Here is a 20134-nt window from a genome sequence, read left to right on the forward strand (position 1 = left end):
TGGGGAGGGGTGCCTTCAGCAGCACGGCAAACCATGGAGACCCCCCTCCCAACCTCCCCCTGCCGTCGCAGGGGGAGGAGCCAGGCAAAAATCTCCGCGAATAAAGCCGCTCCCACGGGAGCCAGGGCAGCGCGGGCCTGTCGGACATATTCGTATCGCGGGTTGCGACAGCGCTCCGGCATCATGACCGCATGGCCGCGCGCACCGGCGACTTCCGCCTCTACCACTCCAACGCCCTCGACGTGCTGGCTGCCCTGCTGGCCGAAGAACTGCGCGCGCCCGCGCCCGGGCAGCCGCTGCTGGCGCCGGACACCATCCTGATCCCGCAGGTGGCGATGCGGCGCTGGTTGCAGGCCACGCTGGCCGCGCGCCACGGCATCGCCGCCAACCTCGAATTCCTGACCCCCGGCGAATTCGTCGCTCGCGCGCTGGCCGCCAACCCGGCGCCCGATGCGAACGCGGCCGACGAGGAGCTCGGCGCCGACAGCCTGCACTGGCACCTGTACGCCGCGCTGCTCGACCCGGCCCTGCGCGCCCGCCCCGCGCTGGCGCAGCTGTCCGCCTACCTCGACGGCGATGATCCGCTGAAGCCCTGGACTCTGGCCGGCGAGCTGGCCGGCGTGTTCGGCAAGTACCAGGCCTGGCGCCGTGACTGGCTGCTGCGCTGGGAAGCCGGCGCCGACCGCGACGACCCGCAGGCGATCCTGTGGCGCAGCGTCGCCACTGGCCGCGACCACCGCGCGCGCCGCATCCAGGACTACCTCGCTCGCTTCGGTGACGAAACCGGCGCCGCGCCCGCCGGCCTGCCGCCGCGGCTGTTCGCCTTCGGCACGCTCAATGTCTCACCCGACGTGCTGCGGGTCCTGGCCACCCAGGCCCGCGCCGGCACGCTGCATTTCTACCTGCCCACGCCGACGAAGGAATACTGGGGCGACCTGCAGTCGCTCGGCGCGCGGCTGCGCGCGGGTACGGATCCGTTCGGCGACGAAGCCGCCGAGAATCCGCTGCTGCGCGATTGGGGTGCGGCCGGGCGCGACTTCATGGCGCTGCTGGGCAGCTACGAGGTGGTGCATCCCTCCGGCGAGATCGCCGCGTACGCGGATCCGGAAACCTCCACTGCGCCAACCCTCGCCGAAGGCGGGCTGCGCGACAGCCTGCTGCACCGGATGCAGGCCGACCTGTTCCACCGCCGCGCGCAGCCGTCCGGCACGCCGCGCGCCGAGGTCGATCGCGACGACCCCAGCCTGCAGGCCCACGCCTGCCACACCCGCCTGCGCGAACTGCAGGTGCTGCACGACCGCCTGCGCGCATTGCTCGAGGACAAGCGCTTCGACCCGCCGCTGCAGCCGCGCGAGATCGCGGTGCTGGCGCCGGACATCGATCCCTACGTGCCGTACCTGGACGCGGTGTTCGGCGGCCACGGCCATGGCGATGGCGCGTCCGGGCAGCCCATCCCCTGGGCGATGGCCGACGCCAGCCCGCTGGCCGGCGAACCGCTGGCCGCCGCCTTCCTGCGCCTGCTGGCGTTGCCGGTCTCGCGCTTCGGCCTCGACGAAACACTCGACCTGCTCGCCAGCCCGCCGCTGGCAGAGGCCGCGGGACTCGACGCCGGCGCGTTCGAACGCCTGCACAACTGGCTGCACGCCGCCGGCGCGCGCTGGGGTATCGATGCCGCGCACCGCGCGCGCCAGGGCGCGCCGGACGACGACGCCTACACCTGGCAGTTCGCGCTCGACCGCTTGCTGCTCGGCCACGCCAGCGGCGACGACGTCGACATCGACGGCGATGCGCAGGTCGTCGCGCCGTGGCCCGAGCTCGAAGGCGGCGCGCTCGACGCGCTCGACACCCTCGTGCGGCTGCTGCGCGTGCTCGCCCGTCACCAGCGCGTGTTCGGCGAAGCGATGTCGCCGGCACGCTGGCGGGAGCGGCTGCTCGAACTGCTCGACGCGCTGCTGCCGCGACCGCCTTCAACGCCCAGCGGCCAGCGCGCGCTCGACCGCCTGCGCTCGCTGATCGATGCGTTCGCCATGCAGGCCGAACGCGCCGGATTCGACGCGCCGGTGCCGGGCGAGGTCGTGCGCGCGCACTTCGCCACCGTGCTGGGCGAAGCCGACACCCGCGCGCCGCTGCTCACCGGCGGCGTCAGCTTCGCGCGCATGGTGCCGATGCGGCTGCTGCCGTTCCGCGCGATCTGCCTGCTGGGCATGAACGACGGCGATTTCCCGCGTCGCGATCCGGCCGCCGGCCTCAACCGCCTCACCGCCGAGCTCGGCACCGACAAGCGCCGCCACGGCGACCGTTCCACCCGCGACGACGACCGCTACCTGTTCCTGCAGCTGTTCTCCGCCGCGCAGGACGTGTTCTACGTCAGCTGGCTCGGCGCCGACCCGCGCGACGGCAGCGCGCGCGAGCCGTCGGCGGTGGTGTCCGAACTGCTCGCCGCGGCGGCGGACTACCACGTCGCGGTGGACGATCCGGAGCGGGCGAAGAAGAGGGCGGAGATCGCCGAGGTGCTGGTGCTGCGGCATCCGCTGCAGCCGTTCTCACCGACCGCGTTCGGCAGCGACGATGCGCGCCATTTCAGCTATCGCGAACACTGGCATCCCGCGGCCGGCCGGTTGTCCGGCGCGCGCACCGCGCTGGCACCGTGGATGGACGCGGCCGCCGCGCTGGCGCCGCCGCCCGAAATCGAAACCGAACTCTCGCTCGACGCGCTGCGCCGCTTCCTGATGGCGCCGGCCGAACAGTTCCTGCGCCAGCGCCTTGGCCTGCGCCTCGCGGAACTGGACGCGACGGGCGAGGACGTCGAACCGCTGCAGGCGCCCGGCCGCGGACTCGAACGCAGCCAGTTGCAGCGCGCGGTGTTCGACGCGCTGCTCGCCGGCGGTAACGCGGACGCAATGCACCCGGCGCTGCGCGCGCGCGGCCTGCTGCCGTCGGGCCCGCTCGGCCGGCGCGCGCTGGCCGAGGTGCTGGGCGAGGTGCGGCCGTACGCGCAACATTTCGCGCAGTGGCGCGGCGAGGCGCAGCCGCAATCGCTGCCGCTGGAAGTGGAGATCGATGGCGTGCGCCTGCACGGCCGCATCAAGGACACCTGGCCGCAGGGCATCGCGCGGCTGCGCTTCGGCGAACGCAACGGACCATCGGCGATCCGCCACGGACTGGACTGGCTGCTGGCCGCCGCCGCGGGCGTGGAGATGCCGCTGGTCGAATTCCACGACGACCCGGACCACGGCGTTGGCGCATATCCGCGCCCGGCCTTGCAGCGCGACACCGCCATCGAAGCACTGCGCGGCCTGCTCACGCTGCGCGCCTACGGCCTGCGCCGACCACTGCCGTTTGCGCCATACAGCGGTTGGGAACTGTTCAAGGCCCCGGACCCCCAGCGCGGCGCGCGTGCCGCCGCCAACCGCTGGCGCGGCAGCGCCCGCACGTGGGCCGAGGGCGACGGCGAGGCGCTGCGCCTGGCGCTGCGCGGGCGCGACCCGTTCGTCGATGCCGAATCCCTGCAGGACTTCGCCGACACCACGTTCGCCATCTACGGCGCGGTCGTGGAGGGCCAGGCGGCCATGGCGCCCGAAGGATTCGAACCGCCCGCCGACAACGACGCCGAGGACGCCGCATGAGCGACGCTTCCGTCCGCGATCCATACCTGGACCTGCCGCTCGACGGCGTGCGCCTGGTAGAAGCGTCTGCCGGCACCGGCAAGACCTTCACCCTGGCCACGCTGGTGACGCGGCTGGTGGTCGAACGCGGCCTGCGCGTCGGCCAGGTGCTCGCCGTGACCTTCACCGAGGCCGCCACGCAGGAGCTGCGCAAGCGCATCCGCGAACGCCTGCAGCTAGCGCTGGAACTGGTCGATGCGCCCGTGGGCGAGAACGAAAGCGCGGAGATGACGCTGACGCGCGAGATCCTGCGTGCGCATGGCGAATACGGTGAACAAGGCGAGCAAAAGCAAAGCGACCCGCAGCGCGGCGACGACACACTTCGCCGCCGCCTGCGGCAGGCCGCACTGGAAGTCGACCTCGCCGCCATCTTCACCATCCACGGCTTCTGCGCCCGCGTGCTGCGCGAGCATGCGCTGGAAAGTGGGCAGGGCTTCGATCCGCCGGACCTGCTCGCCAACGACCGCGACCTGCGCGAGGAACTCGCCGCCGACCTGTGGCGCGCGCACGGGCGCGACGCCGCCGGCGCCGACGACCTCGCCGCGCTCTGGAGCCAGGGCCCGTCGTCACTCGGCGAAGACCTGCGCGTGCTGCTGCGCGAGCCGGTGCTGCTGCCACCGGACGCGCCGCTGCCGCCGGATCCCACGCCCGCATTGCACGCGGCGGGGCAGGCGCTGGCCGATGGCTTCCGCGCGCACGGCGAAGACTTCCTCGCCGCGCTGCTGGCTGCCGTCGAACGCAAGGTGCTCAACGGCAACAGCTACAAGGCCGAGTGGATCCGCGCGCTGTGGGCACAGCTGGATGCATGGTGCGAAGCCGGCGATTTTGTCGCGCAACTGGACGAACGCCTTGCGCGCCTGGCGCCCGAAGCACTGCAGGCCAGGACCAACAAGGCACACGCGGGACGCACGCCCGACTCGCCGCTGTGCGCATTGGTGCCGGCGTACCTCGACGCGCTGCAGGCCTGCGACGAATACCTCGCCCGCCGCCGTGTCGGGCTCATGCACCGCCTGCGCGACGACGCCCGCACGCGCCTGGCCATGCTCAAGCGGCAGCGCCGGGTGCAGACCTACGACGACCTGATCGACGGCGTCGCCGATGCACTCGACGGCCCGCGCGGCGACGCGCTCGCGCGCAGCCTGCGGACGCAGTACGCGGTGGCACTGGTGGACGAGTTCCAGGACACCGATGCGCGCCAGTGGAAGATCTTCGACCGCGTGTTCGGCAGCGGCAGTGCCGGACTTGCTGAAAGCGGGCCGGCGCTGTTCCTGATTGGCGACCCCAAGCAGGCGATCTACGGTTTCCGCGGGGGCGACGTGCACGCGTACCTTGCCGCGCGCGACACCGCGATCGAAGCGCCGCCGCTGGCCCACAACTTCCGCTCGCGGCCGTCGGTGCTTGCGGCGGTCGACGCGCTGTACGCGCAGGCGGGCGAGGGCGCGTTCGTCGATCCGCGCATCAGGTTCCGCGAGGTTGCCGCCGGCGGCCGGCGCAGTGATGCCGACTTCCTGCGCGATGGCGCGCCCGCACCCGCGCTCACCCTGTGGCAGGCTCCCACGCCGCCGCCGGATTCGAAGGGCAACACCAAACCCTGGAACGCCGACGACTCGCGCGCGCTCGCCACCGCCGCCTGCGTCGGTGCGATCCACGCCGTGCTGCGCGACGCGCGCGACGGCCGCGCCACGCTCGACGACGCGCCGGTGCAACCCGGCGACATCGCGGTGCTGGTGCGCACCCACTTCGAAGCCACCCGCATCCAGCAGGCGCTCGCTGCCGCCGGCATCCCCGCGGTCGCTGCCGGCAAGCAAAGCCTGTTCGCCACGAGTGAGGCGCGCGAGTTGCACGCATTGCTGCTCGCACTGCTGCAGGGCGGCGACGACGGCCGCCTGCGCGCGGCGCTGTCCACGGTGCTGGTCGGCGAGGACGCGGCGGCCATCGATACGCTCGAGCAAAACGGAGACGCGCACCGCGAGTGGCAGCGCAAGGCACTGGCCTGGCGCGAACGCCTGCTGCGCGGCGGCCCGCTGGCGCTGGTCGGCGACCTGTGCGCCGCGCACGCGCAGCGCCTGCTCGGCCTGGTCGACGGCGAGCGCCGCGTCAGCAACTACCTGCAGCTGGCCGAAGCGCTGCAGGAAGCGCAGGCGCTCGCGCTTGGCCTGCACGGCCTGGTCGACTGGCTGGGCCGGCGCATCGCCCAGGCCGATCCCGACGACGAAACCCAGCTGCTGCGGCTCGAGTCCGACGCGCGCCGGGTGCAGATCGTCACCCTGCACAAGAGCAAGGGCCTGGAGTACCCGCTGGTGTTCCTGCCGTTCGCCGGCATCGGCCGCCCGGACAGATCGCCCGGCCGCGGCTGCATCGCGCACGACGACGAACACGGCCGCCGCCTGCACTGGAAGATCGCCCTGCCCGAAGCCAAACGCGATGACGCCGAAGCGAAGTGGAAGGCCGAACAGCGCGCCGAGGACGCGCGCCTGCTGTACGTCGGCATGACCCGCGCCGAGCACGCGCTGTGGATCGCCACCGGCCTGTTCTCGCACCACGACAAGGCCGCGTTGGCGCCGATGCTGCGGGATTTCGATGCGCTCGCCGCGGTGCCGGGCATCGTTCTGGACGACACCACGTCACCTGCGCAGTTGCCGCGCCTGCCACCCGAATCCGACGCCACCGTGCCGCCCGCGCGTATCGCCACGCGCGCGCTGTCGCACGACTGGTGGGTCTACAGCTTCACCCAGCTGTCCAACGCCGACGCCGACAACGATCCGTCCGCCGCCGCCACGCTGCCCGTGCCCGGCGGCCGCGACGAACCGGCCACGCTCGAAGCCGACGCATCCGACGACGCGCCCGATGCCGACGCCTTCGATCCGCGCTTCGCCGGCCCCCGCTTCGGCGTTGCCCTGCACGCCGCGCTCGAACACGCCGACTTCGCCGCCTGGCGCGGCTGGCAACCGGGCGACGACGCACCGGCCGATGAAGCCCGCCTCATCGCCGACGCCCTGCGCGCGGAAGGCTACGCCGCCGACGTGCTCGACGACGGCATCGCGCTGGTCACGCGGATGATCGGCCACACCCTGCGCGTCGCATTGCCCGAGGGCGCGCAACTGTGCGACGTGCCCGAAGACGCGCGCCGCGCCGAAATCGAATTCCAGTTCGCCCTGCAGCCCACCCGCGTCGACGCGCTGCTGCAGCTGCTGCACACGCACGGCGTGGTCGCGTCACGCCACGGCTTCGGCCTGCGCCAGCGGCTCGAAGGCCTGATGACCGGCCTGATCGACCTCACCTACCAGTTTGAGGGCCGCTGGTACGTGCTCGACTACAAGTCCAACCGCCTGCCGCGCTACGACGCCGCCGCGCTGCGCGACGCGATGGCGCACAGCGAGTACGACCTGCAGGCGCTGATCTACACCCTCGCCCTGCATCGCTGGCTGCGCTTCCGCCTCGGCAGCGCGTCCGGTCACGGCGGCTACGACTACGCCCGCGACTTCGGCGGCATCCGCTACGTGTTCTGCCGCGGCCTCGACCTGCACGCCGAAGCGCGCGCCGACGAACCGCAACCCGGCGTCCACGCCCACCGCTTCACCCCCGAACTCGTCCACGCCCTCGACGCCCTGTTCGCCGGCGATCCAGAAAAGCCCCTCTCCCCTCGGGAGAGGGGTTGGGGTGAGGGTACGGCGGAACCCGCGCAGCAAAGGTCGCCCACATGACCACCCAGCCCACGCCCCTGCTCGACGCCCTCTGGCGCACCGGCACCCTGCGCACCCTCGACCACGCCCTCGCCCAAAGCCTGCGCCGCCTCGACCCCGCCACCCCCGACGTCGTCCTCGCCGCCGCCGCACTCGCCTCGCTCGCCGTCGCCCAGGGCCACGCCGGCTTCGACCCCGCGTCGCCACGCACGCTGATCGACAGCCCCGACATCCCCTGGCCCGACGCCGACGCCTGGCAACAACAGCTGGCAGCGTCACGCTGGGTCGCCACCCCCACCGACCCCGCGCAAACCGCCGACGCCACCCGCCCCCTGGCGCTCGAACACGGCCTGCTTTACCTCCGCCGCTACCGCGAATACGAGCGCCGCCTCGCCGCGGGTCTGCAACGCATCGGCATGCAGCAGCCCGATGCAACGAACATCGAAACGCTCGCGCCGTTGTTCGCACAACTGTTCCCCGCGACCACCGCCGACCCACCCCTTGCCCCACAAGCAGCGGAGGAACTCGAACCCTCGCCGCAACTAGCCCTTCTCCCGCCTGCGGGAGACAAACTGGCAAGGACTGCCAGTTTGGACGGCGAAGCCGCCCGCAGGGCGAGCGCCATGGATGGCGCGAGTCAACGTGCCCGAAGGGCGGATGAGGGCGCTCTTGATCTCCCACGCCAAGATCACCAAGCCCGCGCCGCCGCCCTCTCCCTCCGCCACAACCTGCTGCTCATCACCGGCGGCCCCGGCACCGGCAAGACCACCACCATCGCCCGCCTCCTGGCCCTGCTCGCCGCGCAAGCACGCCAGGCCAATCACCCCGCGCCCCGCATCGCCCTGGCCGCCCCCACCGGCCGCGCCGCCGAACGCATGGCCGAAAGCGTCCGCACCGCATTGCAGGCACTCACCGCGCAAGGCATCGACCAAACCCTCATCGACGCCCTGCCCACCACCGGCACCACGTTGCATCGCCTGCTCGGCACCATCCCCGACAGCCCGCGCTTCCGCCACCACGCCGACAACCCGCTGCCGTTCGACGCGGTCGTCGTCGACGAAGCCTCGATGATCGACCTGCCGCTGATGGCTAAGCTGGTCGAAGCCGTCCCCGACGGCGCACGCCTGGTCCTGCTCGGCGATCCCGACCAGCTGCCCTCCGTGGAAGCCGGCGACGTCCTCAGCGGCATCCTCCGCGCCGCCGGCGAGGGCACGCAGCTCACGCGCGACGATGCCGATGCATTGCAGCCGCTGCTCGGCGTGCCCCCGGAAGCCGCGGCCATCGATGAAAGCACCTCTCCCGCGCGCGGGAGAGGTCGCGCCGAAGGCGCGGGTGAGGGCGCTCTTTTCCCCGGCCGCCGCATCCACCTCCAACGCGGCTGGCGCCAGCACGACGCCCTGCAACTCGCCCCCCTCGCCACCGCCGTGCGCGAAGGCGACAGCGCCACCGCGCTGTCGCTGCTGCGCAGCGGCACCCTCTCCAACATCCACTTCCACGAAGCGCTCGCCGACCCGCTGCAAACCCACCGCGACCACCTGCTCGCCCACTGGCGCTCGCTCGCCGACGCCGACAGCCCGGCCCACGCACTCGCGCTCGCCTCGCGCCTGCGCCTGCTCACCGCCGTGCGCGAAGGTCCGCAGGGCGCGCGCACCCTCAACGCCCGCATCGAAACCCTGCTCGCCGAAACCGGCACCCACGGCCCGCGCCGCGGCGCAGGCCCCGGACACTTCCACGGCCGCCTGCTGCTGATCACCGAGAACAGCTACCGCCACCACCTGTTCAACGGCGACATCGGCATCTGCCTGCGCGACGACGACGGCACCGTCATGGCCTGGTTCCCCGGCGACACCCCGGACACGCCGCGCGCCTTCCACCCCGCCGCACTGCCCGCGCACGACAGCGCCTTCGCCATGACCGTGCACAAGGCCCAGGGCTCGGAATTCGAAGAAGTCTGGCTGCTGCTCCCCGCCCGCGACAGCCGCGTGCTGTCGCGCGAGCTGGTCTATACCGGCATCACGCGTGCGCGGCGGGAGTTGCATGTGGCGGGGAGTGCGGAGGTGATCGAGGCCGCGTTGGGGCGACATGCGAGTCGGTGGTCGGGGTTGGCGTGGCGGTTGCGGTGAAAAGTAGGCCTGCCCCGTTCTTTTCGAGGCACCCAGCGCGTCCCGCATCTCACTTCTTTGCCGCATGGCCGCGCCGGTTCGGCCATCGTTGCCGTAACCGACGATGTCCGCAGCTACGCCAGCCAAGTCCGCGAGTACGGAAGGGAGGTAACGTGGGAAGAATGTGGCGCGGGCGAAATACTAGTACAAGTAGAATTTCGACAAGCCGAATCCGCTAGGCGACTAACTTGCATTCTCCGCTCGACAGCCATCCTCTCCAGTAGCGTAGGATGCCCGCCGATGCACCTGACCTTTGGCACCCCTGCAGTCCGAGAGCTCTGCGAGCGAGGCGGTCAGGCTCTTCAATCGTTCGGCGCGGAATGCGCATTGGCCTTGCAAGCGAGACTTGCCGACCTAAGAGCAGCCAAGAACTTGGAAGAATTTCCCTTCCCGCTAGTGCTGCTTGACGGGGGGCAAAATCAGCGCTATTCGATCCTCCTGACTTCCCGGTTCAGTCTGCAGTTTGAAACACGAGACGGCGGGTCTCCCCGGTCGGTGGCCAATATTAAGATTCTCCAAATCGGTGATCTCAATGCATGAGCAGGTCTTTCTACCGGATTGGGCTTCAGTGCCTGGCCGCACCATCTCTGATCTGGTCGCAGCACGCGGCAGTGATGTGTGTGAACTGGCTGCTTCGCTGTCTCTTTCCAGCGAGAGCGTTGCTGACTTGCTGTGCGGGCGCCTTGAGATCGGTGACGAACTAGCTACCGGGCTTGAGGCGCACTTGGGCTCGACCAAAGAATTCTGGATACGCCGCGAGCAAGACTATCGCGATAGCCTCGCGCTGACAGTCAGTCGTCTGCTCCACAAAATAAAAACGCCAGTAGCGGATGTCCGTAAATTTGGCTGGCTCCGAGGGTTCATCCGCGGAGATGGCGACATGGCCGCATGTGCGCGCTTCCTCGGCATATCAACAGCTGACGACTTCGAAGAGAAGTACGGTGAGCTCGAAGCGGCGCTTTCCTTCCGTCGCTCGGGTTCCTTCCACACTCAGCTCGGAGCGCTCGCAGTTTGGTTCCGTGCAGGCCAGATGGCGGCGTCTTGCATTGAGACGGCGCAATGGCAGCCAATGAAATTCTCTGAAGCTCTTCCCAAACTTCGTGAATTGACGCGGGAGAAAGATCCGTCAGCTTTCTTGCCAGAACTCCAACGAAGGTGCGCTGACGCCGGTGTCGCGGTAGTAGTGATGCGAGCGCCTTCTGGCTGCCCGGCTAGCGGTGTCACATACCGCGCGCCCGGAAAGAACCCGCTCGTGATCCTTAGCTCGAGACATCTGAGAGACGACCATTTTTGGTTTAGCTTTTTCCACGAAGCAGGGCATGTCCTCTTGCATGGTGAGAGCCTGATTGTCGAATCGACGCCGTCTCTGGAAGACCCTCGCGAAGAAGAGGCCAACGTGTTTGCCTCAGCGGCCCTGATTCCTCCCGAATTTCGGAACGAGCTTGTTTCACTGGGTTCATCGCGGTATGCAATCGTTCGCTTTGCGCGAAAAATAGGCATCGCGCCTGGCGTCATTGTCGGGCAGCTGCAGCATGCCGGATTGCTTCGCCACAACCAGCTCAATTCGCTAAAGCGTCGGTACAGGTGGAGAGCTAACCTCGAAATGGGATGAACTTCAAAGGGCTCTTTTGCCAGTTGCAGATCGAATCCTCGACAACCTGCATATTCACGCCAATGGCATTTCCAAACGCCCGTGCGAGGCGATCGTAGTCGGCAATACGCTTTCCGGGTCCGAATAGAAGCTTCGCGCCGGTAAGCGGGCCAGTGGCGCCGGCCAGATGCGCAGAATCCGGCTCAATGTGCGCGATCTGCGTTTTTCCAACCATTGTTAAATAGTCGAAGCGCGCGATACGGCCGAAAGATTTCACGACCGACATGGCGTCGTAGAGATGCCCGAATGTTTCTTTGGGGTCGCCGTGGGCTGCTGCAATGGCCTTGTTGAACAAAGCGGCGTGTCCGCCCGCTGCAACAACCCACTCCACGTACGACGCCACGGCGTCGCCTGTTCCGTTGTCCTTCCAGGCGTCTAATGACGTGTACTTTCTGTGGTTTCCAAAGCGCCGCACGACGCCATCGCCTCCTTTCAGTGTCGCTTGGTTAGCATCGAGCCACATGCGAAAGGCCAGAACGCCTGTACTCACCTCCCTCCAGCCCCACAGTCGCCCCGAACCGAGACGACCGTAGATGTCTCGTGGAAGGCGCCACTTTGATGTCAGGCTGTGGCCGAAGTGAACTGAAAGAAAGATCTGCCAAGCAGCTTCGTCGACTTCTCCCGCCTTATCGAAAACAATTGCTGCTCGAACTGGATCATAGATATCGCTCGTCGGATCAGTCCGTCGCGCATCAAGGGGTCTGGCCCTCACAGTTGTGACGAACTTTATTCGACGTACGCTTTCGATCATCTGTTCTACAAGGGCTTCACGTCCTGCGAAGTCTTCGATTCCCGGCAGCAAGCCATGGGTTCTTTCGAACTCGTTGATACGCCCACGGAACTGTTCGGCCAATTGCTTGTCTCTATCTCTCACAAAGACATACCTTATATATGGAGTCGATCAACCGACTTGTTCGGTGAACAAGCTTTCCTGCGCCGGTACAGACGATGCCCGTGTTGAAACGCGCTTGCTTTTTAGTTCGACGTAGTGCGCGTACACCTCGGAGTGCAACTTGCTGACCTGCCTCGTCATTCCAGTCGAATCCTTATCTTTGAAGAAGCGATAAGCGCGGAGCAAGCGAAGCAGATCCTCCCAGTAGGGATCCATTCCGAGACGATCGAGGTTGGGGCTTCTGCCATTACGTATCTTTCGCTCGTAGTTGAGAAACATCTTAATGTTGGGAAACTGGTTTCCAAACGGCATTGCGGGCATTGCAACACGCTCTTGGTAACCATCGTCAACATATAACGAAGCCGCCAACATGTGTTCGTCGTAGAGATGTAAGCTCCCGACGAAGTGCTTGTACTCGCCCAGCTCGATACCGAGCGCCCGGGCCACGATCTCTTGAAGCATCGTGAACGAGAATATGTCGTGCGGCAGACCAAGGTAAGCATCGTTCGAACGCATGCTGGTCAGCATGTGTAGCCGAGACTTACGCACTAGGAATTGAAGTGTGCAAGTGCATGGGACGTCATGAATGCGATGAATGTCGCCTGCACTATAAATCTGGATCACGGCGCGACGGGAGCTTCGGCGCTTGTGAAGAAGATCAACTACATTTCCAAGCTGATCTTCACCATTATTCGAGAAAATTCGCGGCCCATACGCAGTAGGAATCGTAAGCCCATCTTCCGAGTCTTCCCGATACTTGGGGATATAGTAGGAGATGAACTTAACCCGGTCGGATTTTGCCAAGTACCAAGCGAGCTCGCCTACACAACTAAAGACTTGCGTTCTTCGCGAAGTACGGCTAAGTCGAGCGCGTGGGTTCCGTAGCCTCAGCAGAACTCCACTTCTCTCTCTCGTTGCGCCTCGGCTAGCTGATACGGCGGAGCCACGCGACCGCAGCAGATCGCTTAGAACTTTGTGCAAAAGGTCGTCTAGTGTGTCTGCCGATACGTACATCATCGTCCCCCACGATGTGCGTGCAATGGTCTGTAAATCGCGTCGTTGTCGGCGCTGCCAGAACCTGCTGCTTCCTCACGGGCAGCTAGAATGTAGAGCTTAAGGCAAGAACGGGGTCGGGTTTACTTCGGGACCAAGAACGGGTTGGGTTCACTTCTGGAATGCCCCGTTGGAAAGAAGCCGTCGCTTCCTTGGCCAGCACTTCGGCAAGGCCGCTCCCTACTCCTTTTGCTAGGCCGGTTGTTGTTGCGAACGAGAGCTGGGCGCCTGCCACCGCCGGCAAGTGCCCACCTAAGGCCTGGCCGGGTGAGGCCGGGTTTCGGGCGCGCGATGAAGGATGTTGCGAGGCTCGCGCGCAAGGGTCCGAGCCTTGCGCGCAAGCCGAAAAGTGCCGGGCTTCGACCGCGGCGGTCCGAACGCCGACCAGTTTCGTTGGACGCCCGACCGTTCTGGTCGGGGCGCGAATCAGGATCCCTTGCGCGCAAGGCGTTCCGGCTTGCGATTGGAGTAACGAGTGTTGCGGTTCGGGGTCCGGCGGGCTTGCGCGCGGGGGCTTCTAGCCGGAACGCCGGGCAATTTGATTGGCGCGCCGGGCTTCTGGACTTGCGCGCAAGCTCTTTTCGTTGGCGGTCGGGACTTTTTGGTTCGGGGGCAAGCCCCGACCCCTTGCGCGCAAGGGTCCGGGGCTTGCGGTCGGAGCGGTCGCGGCCGCGTGCGGTGGCCGTGCGAGCGCGGGGGCAGGCTCACTTCGCGGGATCGGAGGTGCGCTGGCGGAGCAAGCGCAGCGCGTGAGGCCTGGACTCCTCGCCAACGCGCGCGTCTACGTTGCGGCAGACAGCATCCATATGCCTTCAGTGCGCGCGGCGTTGGCACATACCGGCGCCAAGGTGATCCAGCTCGACATGGACGCCGGAATTCCTCAGCGCAAGGACAGACTCGAGCGCTACCTGCAGCGCAATGGTGATTCCGGGGAATGACGGCGTGGCGGCGCGCGCGCGATCCGCCAATGTCACGGAATGACTCGCTTCGCTCGCCCTGCGGGCCGGCCGTTGCGCGTAGATTTGCGCTGCAATGACCCAGGCCCTCACCCTCGACGGCACACGCATCCGCGACATCCCGTCGTTCTACGACGAGATCAACCGGATCTTCATGGTCGGCGTCGGCTGGACGCTCGGCCCCAGCCTCGATGCGCTCGACGACATGCTGTATGGCGGCTATGGCGCACTCGATGGCGATGCGCCGGCGACGCTGGTCTGGACGGAGTTCGAGGCGAACCGCGAGGCGCTCGGCATCGAGACGACGCGACAATACCTGCTCGGCAAGCTGGCGCAGCCCGAGCGCTTCAACAGCGCGCACTTCCAGCGCGCACTCGATGCGCTGGAGGCCGGGACGGGGCAGACCTACTTCGACATCGTGCTGGAGATCATCGGCGCGCATCCGAACATCACGCTGCTGCCGCGCTGATCCCGGGCAGCGGAAGGAAAAGCACAAAAGAACAGAAGGAGGCGGAGGCAATCAAGACGCGCCCAGGTTTCTTCCGCCAGCTTTCACTGATTCCTTTCAACCAGTCATGCGCGATGACGATGCTCAGCGCTCGGGCACCCAGACGAAGCTTTCACCCTGCGTCTCGAAACGCCCCAGGCCGGGGAACGGGAAGTGCACGGCGTACACGCGCGTGCCGTCGTCGGCCGCGCGCTGCAGGAGTTCGCGGCGGCGGGTTTGTGCGAGCGGTGCGTCCATGTCGTAGTCGACCGTCCACTCGGGGCGCTGGACCGAGACCACGAAGTGGTGCGCGGTGTCGCCGATGTAGAGCAGGCGGTCGTCGCCGGAGGTGATCAGGTACGCCGAATGCCCGGGCGTGTGTCCGTTGTCGACCACGGCGGTCACGGTGCCCGGGACAAGCTCGGCGCCGGGCTCGAATGCCGCGACCTTCGGTGCGATCGCGGCGACCAGGGCCGCGGCATCGGCGTCGGCCTGCATGCCGGCCCATTCGGTCGTCGTCAGGTGCACCGTGGCGTTGGGGAACGCGAGCGCGCCGTCGCGCGCGAGCAGGCCGCCGACGTGGTCAGCGTGGCGGTGCGAGATGAAGATGTCGGTGACCTGCGACGGCGCCACGCCCGCCGCGCGCAGCGACGCCGGCAGCCGGCCACCGCGCGCCCACTCCACGTCCCCGGCGCCGGTGTCGAACAGCAGGACGCGGTCGCCGGCGTGCACCAGCAGTGGCTGGATGCCCAGGTGCAGCACGTCGGTGGGCTCGCCGGCGGCGGCCAGCAGTGCGGCGACCTGTTCGACCGGCTGGCCGATGGCGAAGGTCGTGCCATCGTTGGGCGCTTCGAGGTCGCCGTCCTTGAGCGCCACCGCTTCCAATGCACCGATGTTGAAGCGGAACGCATCGGCGCTGCTCTCGGACGGCGCGGTTTCGGACGGCGCGGTCCCGGACGGCGTGGTCCCGGACGCGGCGGCTGTGGTGTCCACGGCTTCGGGCTGCGGTTGCGAGCAGCCGGAAAGCATCGCGCCTGCCAGCAGCGTGGCCATCAGGACGGAAAGCGGTGTGCGGTTCATGGCGGCCTCGAACGGGTGGGGAAACGCACATTGTGCCTGCGCGTTTCCGGGCTGGGTTCCCGCCGCCGTGTCGCGCTGCTGCTGCATGGCCAGGATGGTTTCGTGGCTCAGCGGTATGCCCCCGGCCCGCGCCACAGCACTTCGCCCAGCCGGTAGACCCGCTCCATGGTGATGACGTCGCGTGCGTCGCCGATGGCTTCGAGTTCCGGTGCGTCCGGTTCGACCAGGCGACATGCGCCGGAGTCGCGATGCAGCGCGATTTCGAGCGGACAGACCATGAGCCGCCGCGTGCCCGGCAGGGGCAGGAAGAGTTCGGTCATGCCCTGGTCGCGCCATGCGCGCAGGCGGGCTTCGTCGAGCAGGTCGTAGTACACCTGATAGCCGCCCACTTCCATGCTGGTGCCGGAAGAAGGGCCGGCGTCGTTGCGGCCGCGGTTGACGGCGGGGCTCCGGGCCCGCCCCGCGTTCACCGGGGCGAGGTCTTCCGGCAGCATGCCCGGCGGCCGTCCCCACGCGAGGTCGGGGCGTTTCATGGGGACTTTCGGCGCATCGGGTGGCGGTGACGCCGGCTCGCCCGGTGGTTGCTCGGGCTCGGTGGCGGGCGACGTCGCCGGGCTGTCGGGAATGTCGACCACGCGCAGCGAATCGGCATCGTCGGCCTGCGGGACCGGCGTGGTCTGGATGCGCGTCGCCGCGGGCGCGGCCTTGCGGGGCTGGCGTGGTGGCGCCTTGCGCGGCGTGGGCGTGGTCTGCGCCGGCGGCGGGACGTTGAGCGAGTCGTCGATGTAGACCACTTCCATCGGGCTGCCGGCCGCCCCGCCTTGCGGCTCGGTCATGGTGATCGGCGGGGGCGCCAGCATCACCAGCAGCAGCAACAGCAGGTGCAGCAGCGCCGTCAGGAGCGCGGCAACCCAGGGTTGCAGGCGCGCGGCCCGGTCCTGGGCCCCGGAGCCCGCTCGAAGCGACGCCATGCTCATGCCGCCGGAGGTGCTTCGGAGTGGCGAGCCTTCATTCTTGTTCTACGAGGTACGACGTGGGGTGCGGCATCGTAACGCGCCGGCCATCGGGAACTTGATCGGGTCGGGGCGCCCGATCACGCGGCATTCGGGAATCGGAGAAGGTGTTTCACCTGCATGTGGCAGGCAGCGCGGAGGTGGTCACCGATGCGTTGGCACGGCGTGCGAGTGCTTGTTCCTTCCGACCTGGGGTTTCCCCCTATGTAACCGCGCTGCGACCCGCGACGTACGGAAGATCACCACCGACGAAGGAACTTCCCATGTCTTTCTCCATTTCTTCCAGCTTCGTGACCTCGCCCATCGTTGCGCTTGGCGCCACGTTGCCCAATCCGCTCACGGATACCGGCTTTGCCCGGGACGCCTACGGGACCGATCCGCAGTGGACGCTCGATACCGACCTGGCCGAGCTGTCGAAGGACGTCTACGGCGGCCCCGGCACGGGCCCCATCGGCGACGGGGAGTGGACCCCGGTCGACCAGGCAACCCTGAGTGAAGCGGGCATCTACCCGACGGACCTGGTCGACCCGGACACCGGCTTCCAGGCGGCGGTCTACGCCAATGAAGAGGGGCAGGTGGTGGTTGCGTTCGCCGGTACCGACGGGCTCAACTTCGACGACTGGCTCGCCAACGCGCAGGAGGCCGGGGGTTTCGACTCCGGGCAGTACAACCAGGCCATCGCGCTGGGGGAAAAGGTCACGGCGGCCTTCGGCAAGCAGAACGTGGTGTTCACCGGCCATTCGCTGGGCGGCGGCCTGGCGACGGCGGCTGCGCTCGCCACGGACAGCCCCGCGGTGACGTTCAATTCCGCCGGCGTTGGCCCGGAAACCCTGGACCAGTTGGGCCTTTCGCGCGGGGATGCATCGGACACCGCCAGCGACGGCCTGGTTCGCCGCTACAACGTCGAAAACGATTTCCTCACCAACATCCAGGAAGGAACGGGCTGGGCCAACGCGTTGCCCGACTACCTCCCCGGCGGAGACAGCCCGCTGGCCGATGCGCTGGGCTACGAGATCACGCTGGAGAACCCGGATCTGTTCGAGGGCAACCCGAAGGATGCGCACGGCATCGGCACGGTGCTCGATGCCATCCATTCGCGCGACATCAAGTCCCAGGACGACGACAACCTGTTCGATCGTTTCACGGACCATAACCTCGTCCCGAGCGGGCCCAGCCTGGAAGACCTCTGGGAAACCGGCAAGAGCCTGTTTAGTTGATCCGGGTGCGGGGCCCGCGGAAAAAAATGGCGGGCCCCTGGCGGCTTCAGGTTCAAGGCCCGGCGGCGGTTACAGTGGCGCATGACCGATGGCCGCGTGTAACCGGCCTGGCACTTGCCGCGTAGGCCCTTCAGGGAAGCGGATGATCACGAATGAGGATCAGCTCAAGGCGTTGATGGTGGCGGGGCTGGGCGGCGACGCCAGCGCCCACTCCGCGTTGCTGGGCGCGCTCGTGCCGCTGTTGCATTCGTTCTACCGGCGTCGCATGCGCGGCGCGGAGGAAGACATCGAGGATCTTGTGCAGGAGACGCTGATCGCGATCCACACGCGCCGCGCCAGCTACGACCGTGACCGGCCGTTCACTGCGTGGTTCTATGGGGTGGCGCGCCACCAGCTGGCCGATCATTTCCGCCGGCGCAAGGTGCACGTCCCGCTGGAAGACGTGGAGACGATCCTGGCCGCCGAAGGATTCGAGGACGCGACCAGCGCGCGCATGGACGTGGACAGGCTGCTGGACACGCTGTCGCCCAAGCAGGCGCGCGCGATCCGCGACACGCACGTCGACGGCAAGAGCATCGCCGAGGCGGCGGAGGCGGCGGGCATCGGCGAATCCGACGTCAAGGTGTCCGTGCACCGCGGCCTCAAGTCGCTGGCCGGGCGGATACGGGGGAGTCGGGCATGAACACCGAGCAGTTGATTCGGGAACTGAGCCGCGACGTGCCGCGCGTGTCCCGGCATGCGCTGGCCCGGCGCGTCGTCATCGGCCTGGTGGCGGGCGGGCTGGCCAGCATGGTGCTGGTGACGCTGGTGCTGGGCGTGCGTCCGGACCTGCAGGTGGCCATGCAGGGCTTTTCCTTCTGGATGAAGTGGACCTACACGATGTCGCTCGGCGTCGGTGCGGCGTACGGCGTCGCCCGCCTGTCGCGCCCCGATCCTGGTTCGCTGCGCGCCCTGTGGTGGCTCGCGGTGCCGGTGCTGGTGCTGGCCGGCATCGGCATCGGCGAACTGGCCAACGCGCCGCCGGGCGAGTGGTTCGCGATGTGGCTGGGCCAGACGTGGAAGGTCTGCGCCCTGCTGGTGCTGCTGCTGGCGGTCCCGATCTTCATCGGCTTGCTCTGGTCCTTCCGCCGGCTGGCGCCCACGCGCCTGCGCGCGGCGGGGGCGGTGGCGGGCCTTGCCGCTGGCGCGTGGGCCGCGACGCTCTACTGCCTGCACTGCCCGGAGGTGTCGGCGTTGTTCGTGCTGACCTGGTACAGCCTGGGGATCGCGCTGGCGGCCGGCATCGGCGCGCTGCTCGGTCCGCGGCTGCTGCGCTGGTAGCCGCCGCGGCGTTGTAACCGAGTGCCCGACTTTCCGGCTCGCGCCGATGGAGGCGCAGGCGCTCTCGATCGTCGCGGTGCGGGGATCGTTCGGCCAGGTGTGCGTGCTCGCGATGGATCGACTGGGCGAGGCAGAAGGGCGGGCCGCGGCGGGTGCGCTGCTGGGTCAGTGGATCGGCGATGGCCTGGTCGAATCGATCGTCGATTGACTGGCCGGCTTGCAGGGCCGGAGAAACGAGGCTGTCTCAGCCTGCCTGCTGGTACGCAACCCATCCCTTGAACGTGAATCCGGCGTAGAACAGTTCGACGGTTTCGAAGCCGGCTTCCCGCAGCAGCGCTGCGTCTTCTTCCGGCGACAGGACCGGCAGCCGCGCACCGATCGCTTCGATGGCCCTGTCCGCGTTGTCCGCGGGAACCCCGGAAGCAACCGAGAACGCGGCGTAGCGCTTCAGCCATCGCGTCTTCCCGGGCTCTGAGTGCGGAAAGCTGTGGTGGGCGACGACGAGCGGCGCGCCCGGCTTCAAGCGTCGTCGCAACTCGACCAGCGTGCGCAGGCGTTCGGCGGCAGGGATGAAGTGCAGCGTGAGCAGGCACGTGGCGCCGTCGAACTGTTCGACCGGCGCGGTGTCGATGTAGCCCGCGTGCAGGTCGACGCGCGAGGCCAGCGGCCCCAGCGTCGTACGGGCCAGTGCCAGCATCTCCGCCGACGGATCCACGCCGAGGAAGCGCCAGCCCGGATGCCGCTCGGCGAACAGCTTCAGCTCCAGGCCGCCGCCGGCACCCAGGACGAGCACGCGCCCGGCCGCGCCGACGCGCTCGGCCAGCAGGATCGACGCCATCTCCTGCAACCCGTGGAACCCGGGCACCAGCCTGACCGGGCCTTCGGCATAGCGGGCAACCGCCTGGGGATCGGAGAATGGTTGCAATGTCGTCTCCGGTTGGTCGTCGTGGGACAT

16 protein-coding genes are annotated in these 20134 nt (G+C 68.1%); 11 read left to right on the plus strand and 5 right to left on the minus strand.

Annotated features, from left to right (window positions below):
• Positions 1 to 191: 191 nt before the first annotated feature.
• The 5 genes from recC (at position 192) to ACTJIL_RS15095 (ending at position 11122) form a co-directional block, all read left to right on the plus strand.
• A complete protein-coding gene (gene recC, locus ACTJIL_RS15075) occupies positions 192 to 3626 on the plus strand; it encodes an exodeoxyribonuclease V subunit gamma (RefSeq protein ID WP_440756427.1) in 3435 nt (1144 codons plus the stop codon).
• On the plus strand, positions 3623 to 7369 hold the full coding sequence (locus tag ACTJIL_RS15080; protein WP_440756428.1) for a UvrD-helicase domain-containing protein: 3747 nt from the start codon (positions 3623 to 3625) through the stop codon (positions 7367 to 7369). The genes recC and ACTJIL_RS15080 overlap by 4 nt, the downstream gene beginning before the upstream one ends.
• The gene (recD, locus tag ACTJIL_RS15085) at positions 7366 to 9471 is read left to right on the plus strand and encodes an exodeoxyribonuclease V subunit alpha (protein ID WP_440756429.1); all 2106 of its coding nucleotides are present in this window, start codon (positions 7366 to 7368) and stop codon (positions 9469 to 9471) included. The genes ACTJIL_RS15080 and recD overlap by 4 nt, the downstream gene beginning before the upstream one ends.
• Positions 9472 to 9750: 279 nt before the next feature.
• Positions 9751 to 10050 (plus strand): hypothetical protein, encoded by a 300-nt coding sequence (locus ACTJIL_RS15090; protein ID WP_440756430.1) that lies wholly within the window; start codon positions 9751 to 9753, stop codon positions 10048 to 10050.
• Positions 10043 to 11122, plus strand: coding sequence for an ImmA/IrrE family metallo-endopeptidase (locus ACTJIL_RS15095; protein WP_440756431.1), 1080 nt, complete (start codon positions 10043 to 10045; stop codon positions 11120 to 11122). Before ACTJIL_RS15090 ends, ACTJIL_RS15095 begins: the two co-directional genes overlap by 8 nt.
• On the opposite strand, the gene ACTJIL_RS15100 is transcribed toward ACTJIL_RS15095, so the two are convergent.
• Both ACTJIL_RS15100 and ACTJIL_RS15105 read right to left on the minus strand, forming a co-directional pair.
• Positions 11103 to 12014: a hypothetical protein gene (locus ACTJIL_RS15100; RefSeq protein ID WP_440756432.1), complete on the minus strand. Its 912-nt coding sequence runs from the start codon at positions 12012 to 12014 to the stop codon at positions 11103 to 11105. The genes ACTJIL_RS15095 and ACTJIL_RS15100 overlap by 20 nt on opposite strands.
• A 48-nt stretch (positions 12015 to 12062) precedes the next feature.
• Entirely contained in the window at positions 12063 to 13070 is a 1008-nt protein-coding gene (locus ACTJIL_RS15105) for a thymidylate synthase (RefSeq protein ID WP_440756433.1), read from the minus strand.
• A gap of 785 nt (positions 13071 to 13855) precedes the next feature.
• Here ACTJIL_RS15105 and ACTJIL_RS15110 point away from each other — a divergent pair.
• Together ACTJIL_RS15110 and ACTJIL_RS15115 are read left to right on the plus strand one after the other, a co-directional pair.
• Entirely contained in the window at positions 13856 to 14044 is a 189-nt protein-coding gene (locus ACTJIL_RS15110) for a hypothetical protein (RefSeq protein ID WP_440756434.1), read from the plus strand.
• Positions 14045 to 14138: 94 nt separating this feature from the next.
• Positions 14139 to 14531 carry a barstar family protein gene (locus ACTJIL_RS15115; RefSeq protein WP_440756435.1) on the plus strand — a complete coding sequence of 131 codons (393 nt, stop codon included), beginning with the start codon at positions 14139 to 14141 and terminating at the stop codon, positions 14529 to 14531.
• 123 nt (positions 14532 to 14654) lie between these two features.
• On the opposite strand, the gene ACTJIL_RS15120 is transcribed toward ACTJIL_RS15115, so the two are convergent.
• Both ACTJIL_RS15120 and ACTJIL_RS15125 read right to left on the minus strand, forming a co-directional pair.
• Positions 14655 to 15629, minus strand: coding sequence for an MBL fold metallo-hydrolase (locus ACTJIL_RS15120; protein ID WP_440756436.1), 975 nt, complete (start codon positions 15627 to 15629; stop codon positions 14655 to 14657).
• Between the two features lie 107 nt (positions 15630 to 15736).
• Positions 15737 to 16600, minus strand: a complete 864-nt coding sequence (locus tag ACTJIL_RS15125; RefSeq protein ID WP_440756437.1) for a type II toxin-antitoxin system RelE/ParE family toxin — start codon at positions 16598 to 16600, stop codon at positions 15737 to 15739.
• 305 nt (positions 16601 to 16905) lie between these two features.
• On the opposite strand from ACTJIL_RS15125, the gene ACTJIL_RS15130 reads away from it, so the two are divergent.
• From ACTJIL_RS15130 to ACTJIL_RS15145, 4 genes are all read left to right on the plus strand, one after another.
• Positions 16906 to 17859, plus strand: a complete 954-nt coding sequence (locus tag ACTJIL_RS15130) for an Mbeg1-like protein (protein ID WP_440756438.1) — start codon at positions 16906 to 16908, stop codon at positions 17857 to 17859.
• A gap of 142 nt (positions 17860 to 18001) precedes the next feature.
• Positions 18002 to 18541: a sigma-70 family RNA polymerase sigma factor gene (locus tag ACTJIL_RS15135; RefSeq protein ID WP_440756439.1), complete on the plus strand. Its 540-nt coding sequence runs from the start codon at positions 18002 to 18004 to the stop codon at positions 18539 to 18541.
• Entirely contained in the window at positions 18538 to 19179 is a 642-nt protein-coding gene (locus ACTJIL_RS15140; RefSeq protein WP_440756440.1) for a DUF1109 domain-containing protein, read from the plus strand. The genes ACTJIL_RS15135 and ACTJIL_RS15140 overlap by 4 nt, the downstream gene beginning before the upstream one ends.
• 46 nt (positions 19180 to 19225) lie before the next feature.
• A complete protein-coding gene (locus ACTJIL_RS15145; RefSeq protein WP_440756441.1) occupies positions 19226 to 19387 on the plus strand; it encodes a hypothetical protein in 162 nt (53 codons plus the stop codon).
• Positions 19388 to 19423: 36 nt separating this feature from the next.
• Here the strand turns inward: ACTJIL_RS15145 and ACTJIL_RS15150 are convergent, their stop codons facing one another.
• Positions 19424 to 20104, minus strand: a complete 681-nt coding sequence (locus ACTJIL_RS15150) for a class I SAM-dependent methyltransferase (RefSeq protein ID WP_440756640.1) — start codon at positions 20102 to 20104, stop codon at positions 19424 to 19426.
• Positions 20105 to 20134 lie beyond the last annotated feature (30 nt).

The organism is Luteimonas sp. 22616 (assembly GCF_052044325.1).
GTDB lineage: Bacteria > Pseudomonadota > Gammaproteobacteria > Xanthomonadales > Xanthomonadaceae > Luteimonas.

Excerpts from the sequence above, each read along its gene's own strand:
- recC (WP_440756427.1), top strand. The coding sequence starts at position 192 with ATGGCCGCGCGCACCGGCGACTTCCGCCTCTACCACTCCAACGCCCTC.
- ACTJIL_RS15080 (WP_440756428.1), top strand. The coding sequence starts at position 3,623 with ATGAGCGACGCTTCCGTCCGCGATCCATACCTGGACCTGCCGCTCGAC.
- recD (WP_440756429.1), top strand. The coding sequence starts at position 7,366 with ATGACCACCCAGCCCACGCCCCTGCTCGACGCCCTCTGGCGCACCGGC.
- ACTJIL_RS15090 (WP_440756430.1), top strand. The coding sequence starts at position 9,751 with ATGCACCTGACCTTTGGCACCCCTGCAGTCCGAGAGCTCTGCGAGCGA.
- ACTJIL_RS15095 (WP_440756431.1), top strand. The coding sequence starts at position 10,043 with ATGCATGAGCAGGTCTTTCTACCGGATTGGGCTTCAGTGCCTGGCCGC.
- ACTJIL_RS15105 (WP_440756433.1), bottom strand. The coding sequence starts at position 13,070 with ATGATGTACGTATCGGCAGACACACTAGACGACCTTTTGCACAAAGTT.
- ACTJIL_RS15115 (WP_440756435.1), top strand. The coding sequence starts at position 14,139 with ATGACCCAGGCCCTCACCCTCGACGGCACACGCATCCGCGACATCCCG.
- ACTJIL_RS15120 (WP_440756436.1), bottom strand. The coding sequence starts at position 15,629 with ATGAACCGCACACCGCTTTCCGTCCTGATGGCCACGCTGCTGGCAGGC.
- ACTJIL_RS15125 (WP_440756437.1), bottom strand. The coding sequence starts at position 16,600 with ATGGCGTCGCTTCGAGCGGGCTCCGGGGCCCAGGACCGGGCCGCGCGC.
- ACTJIL_RS15130 (WP_440756438.1), top strand. The coding sequence starts at position 16,906 with ATGTCTTTCTCCATTTCTTCCAGCTTCGTGACCTCGCCCATCGTTGCG.
- ACTJIL_RS15135 (WP_440756439.1), top strand. The coding sequence starts at position 18,002 with ATGATCACGAATGAGGATCAGCTCAAGGCGTTGATGGTGGCGGGGCTG.
- ACTJIL_RS15140 (WP_440756440.1), top strand. The coding sequence starts at position 18,538 with ATGAACACCGAGCAGTTGATTCGGGAACTGAGCCGCGACGTGCCGCGC.
- ACTJIL_RS15145 (WP_440756441.1), top strand. The coding sequence starts at position 19,226 with ATGGAGGCGCAGGCGCTCTCGATCGTCGCGGTGCGGGGATCGTTCGGC.